This is a genomic window from Streptomyces phytophilus (assembly GCF_013870535.1).
In the GTDB taxonomy this organism is placed as follows: Bacteria; Actinomycetota; Actinomycetes; order Streptomycetales; family Streptomycetaceae; genus Streptomyces; species Streptomyces phytophilus.
In genome coordinates this window covers 1-3,461 of sequence record NZ_JACBXC010000637.1, presented here as the reverse complement: position 1 = coordinate 3,461, position 3,461 = coordinate 1, and the positions used below count along the sequence as shown (strand labels likewise).

Below are 3,461 nucleotides of genomic sequence, written 5' to 3'. Positions count from 1 at the left end.
GGCGGGCTGCTGGCTCAGACGCGCTGCGGAAGGCATGACGGCACGATAGGCGCGCGCCGCGCGGAAGTGTGTTGCCGCAGTGTTGCGCCATCCCGAAGCACCCGCGGTACGGGCCTGAGCAGGGACGACGCCGGACGCGGACGGACTTCCGCCGCCTGCGGGGCCGCCGGGGCACAGACCCTAGAACGTCACGTCGCTGCAGAAGAAGTAGATCTGGTCGGCGTGCGACGCCTTCCAGATGGTGTAGACGATGTGGTGGCCGCTGCGGCCGGGCGCGCTGGCGTCCGCCGTGTAGTGGTTGGCGGGGCCGTACGGGCCCGCGGTGGCCACGCGCTCCAGGTCGCCCCAGTCGAGGGCGTCGCTCTGCGCGTCGTAGCCCTGCCGGGTCACGTACACGTAGAGGTAGTCGGCGCCGTGGTACGCCTGGTCGAGGACGTCGACGGTGAAGTCGGTGCCGATGGCGTCGGTCTGCCACGGGCCGGGGGTGTCCATGGAGTCGTAGCGGCCGTCCTGGGTGCGGCCGGCGCTGCACAGCTGGTTGTCGGGGATGTGGGCCTGGAAGTCGCCGCCGGTGCCTTCGCGGTAGAGGCCGTTCCAGTTCCACATGCCGTTGGTGTCGTGCTGCCACGCCTGCCAGCACATGGGGTCCTGCTGCTGCATGTCCGGGTTCTGGAAGTCGTCTCCCCACCGCTGCCAGCAGCCGTAGTTGCGGGAGACGGGGTCGGCGGCAGAGCCGTGGGCCTGGGCGGTGCCGCCGCCGGTCCACGGCGTCAGCAGGAGCGCGGCGGCGGCCAGGACGGTCAGGAGGGCGCGGACGGGCAGGCTCCGCGCGTCGGTGCGATCGTTCGGTAGCGATGACACTGCGACTCCTCCTCCGGGAGGGGGGTGGGGAGAACGGGATTGGGAGCGCTCCCAATCCCCGGACCCCTCCCCCGGCGGCGCCCGTACGAAACCTGGACCCCGTGCGGCGATGAGTTCCGGTGCCCCGCCCGGTCCCTACCCGCGTCCCCCCATCGACGGCCTTCCGAGGAGCGCATCATGACCGCCACGTACACCTTCGACGTCTTCAGCAGCCTCGACGGCTTCGGCGCCGCCGGCGGCGACTGGACCGGCTACTGGGGCAAGCAGGGCCCCGAGCTGCTCGACCACCGCCTCGGCCTGTACAGCGAGGAGCAGCGGATGGTCTTCGGCGCCCGGACCCACCGGATGTTCTCCGGGATGCTCGCCGAGAGCAGCGAGGGCGACGACGTGCGCGACCCGTGGGTCACCCGGATGACCCAGCTGCCGGCGACCGTGGTGTCGACCACCCTGGCGGAGCCCCTCGACTGGCCGGACGCGACCGTCGCGCACGGCGACGCCCTCGACGTCGTCGCCCGCCTCAAGGAGGAGTCCGACGTGCCGCTGCGCTCGCACGGCAGCCTGGCGATGAACCGGGCGCTGCTCGCCGCCGGCCTGGTCGACCGGGTGCAGGTCACCCTCTTCCCCGTGATCACCGGACGGTCCGGGCTCGCCCCGGTCTTCGAGGGCGCGGCCGACTTCGACCTCGACCTGATCGGGACCCGGACCCTCGACGGCCGCATCCAGGAGCTGGTCTACCGGCCCACCCTGCACGGCTGAGCCGCCGCGCCCGCGCGGGCGGCGGCCGTCAGAGCAGGTTCCGGCGCTGGGTGCGTACGACCTCCTCCGCCTCCGCCGCCGTCGCCACCGCGGGCGGGGAGCCCCACAGCGGCAGGCCGGCGGTCTCCTTGAGGAACGACACGGAGACGATGCCGACGACGGCGAACGCCATCGTGTAGTACGCCGCCGCCATCGGCGTGTCCAGGACGTGCACCAGCCCCTCGATGACCGCGGGGGTGGTGCCGCCGAAGACCGCGACGGAGATGTTGTAGCCGATGGCCAGGGAGCCGTAGCGGACCTCGGTGGGGAAGAGCGCCGGCAGCGTCGCCGACATGGTGCCCTGGAGGCAGATGAGGCTGCCGCCGAGCAGCAGCATGCCGCCGAAGACGGCGAGGACGGAGCCCTGCCGGACCAGCCCGTAGGCCGGCGCGGTCACCACGAGGAAGCCGACCATGCCGACCATCAGCAGCGGTTTTCGGCCCAGCCGGTCGTTGGCCCGGCCGACGAGCGTGACGACGGAGATCATCGCGACCATGGTGGCGATGACGACGGCGAGCTGCTCGGCGCGCGGCCAGTCCAGGGTCTCCGTGAGATACGTCGGCATGTAGGTGAGCAGCATGTAGTTGGCCACGTTGTACGCCGCCACCAGCGCGATGCACAGCAGCATCGTCCGCCGCTGCCCCGCCAGGATCCGCCGCAGCTCCCCCGGCGCCTGCTTCGCCTCGGCGGGCTCCGCCCCGCCCGTCACCTCCGCCACGGTGGCCCGGCCCGCCTCGGACTTCACGAAGGCGGGGGTCTCCTCCAGCCTCAGCCGCAGATAGAGGCCGATCGCGCCGAGGGGGCCGCCGATGAGGAACGGGATGCGCCAGCCCCAGGAGGCCATCGCGTCCTCGCCGATGCCGGCGGTGAGCACGAGGACGAGCCCGGAGGCGCCGATGTAGCCGGCGAGGGTGCCCATCTCCAGGAAGCTGCCGAAGTAGCCGCGCCGCTTGTCGGGGGCGTACTCGGCGATGAAGGTCGCCGCGCCGCCGTACTCGCCGCCGGTGGAGAAGCCCTGCACCAGCCGGGCGGCGATGAGCAGCGCGGGCGCCCACAGGCCGATGGTGGCGTAGCTGGGGATGAGGCCGATGGAGAAGGTGGCCGTGGCCATCAGGATCATCGTCAGCGCCAGCACCTGTTTGCGGCCGACGCGGTCGCCGAGCGGACCGAAGAACGCGCCGCCCAGCGGGCGTACGGCGAAGGAGATCGCGAACGTCGCCAGCGACAGCATCGTGCGGGTGCCCTCGCCGGCGCCGGAGTAGAAGACGTCGCCGAGGGTGACGGCGAGGTAGGCGTAGATGCCGTAGTCGAACCACTCCATGGCGTTGCCCAGCGCGGCGGCGCGTACGGCGCGCCGGATCTCGGGCTCCTCGGTGACGGTGATGTCGCGCAACCGCCACCTGGGCCGCAGCTTGGCCTGCGCCACGCGGAAGAGCACGGGGTGGCGTCTGCGGGCCGCGGGATCCCCGGCCGCGCTGCCGTCCTTGTCCTGGGCCTCTGCGTCCATGAGATCCGGGGTACCACGCCGCCCGCCGCCATCGCGGTCAACGCGCCGCCGCTGCCGCCCCTTCGGCCGTGGGGGCCCGGCGTGGCGGCCTCAGTTCGACAGGTTGATCTGCGACCGCACCTGGTCGAACCCGAGTCCCGGGTGGGGCCGGCGCGGGCCCGGTACGCGCGGCTCGTCGCCGGCCGGGGCCGTCCACCAGCTCACGCTGCCCTCCTCGACGGTGCGCAGCAGGATGCCCTCGCGGATCGCCCAGGGGCAGACGGTGACCACGTCGATGCTCATCAGCTTCATCGCGGTG

At 72.5% G+C, this 3,461-nt stretch carries 3 protein-coding genes and 1 pseudogene; 1 reads left to right on the top strand and 3 read right to left on the bottom strand.

Translation table 11 applies throughout. From position 1 onward, the window contains the following. Positions 1-180: 180 nt before the first annotated feature. Positions 181-861, bottom strand: coding sequence for a lytic polysaccharide monooxygenase (locus tag H5J30_RS22720; RefSeq protein WP_181789238.1), 681 nt, complete (start codon positions 859-861; stop codon positions 181-183). A gap of 177 nt (positions 862-1,038) precedes the next feature. On the opposite strand from H5J30_RS22720, the gene H5J30_RS22715 reads away from it, so the two are divergent. After that, positions 1,039-1,617 (top strand): dihydrofolate reductase family protein, encoded by a 579-nt coding sequence (locus tag H5J30_RS22715; protein ID WP_181789237.1) that lies wholly within the window; start codon positions 1,039-1,041, stop codon positions 1,615-1,617. A 28-nt stretch (positions 1,618-1,645) separates the two neighbouring features. On the opposite strand, the gene H5J30_RS22710 is transcribed toward H5J30_RS22715, so the two are convergent. Beyond that, complete coding sequence (locus H5J30_RS22710; RefSeq protein WP_181789236.1) at positions 1,646-3,163, bottom strand: MFS transporter; 1,518 nt, start codon at positions 3,161-3,163, stop codon at positions 1,646-1,648. Positions 3,164-3,253: 90 nt separating this feature from the next. Next, a pseudogene (locus H5J30_RS22705) lies at positions 3,254-3,461 on the bottom strand (hypothetical protein); the annotation flags it as partial.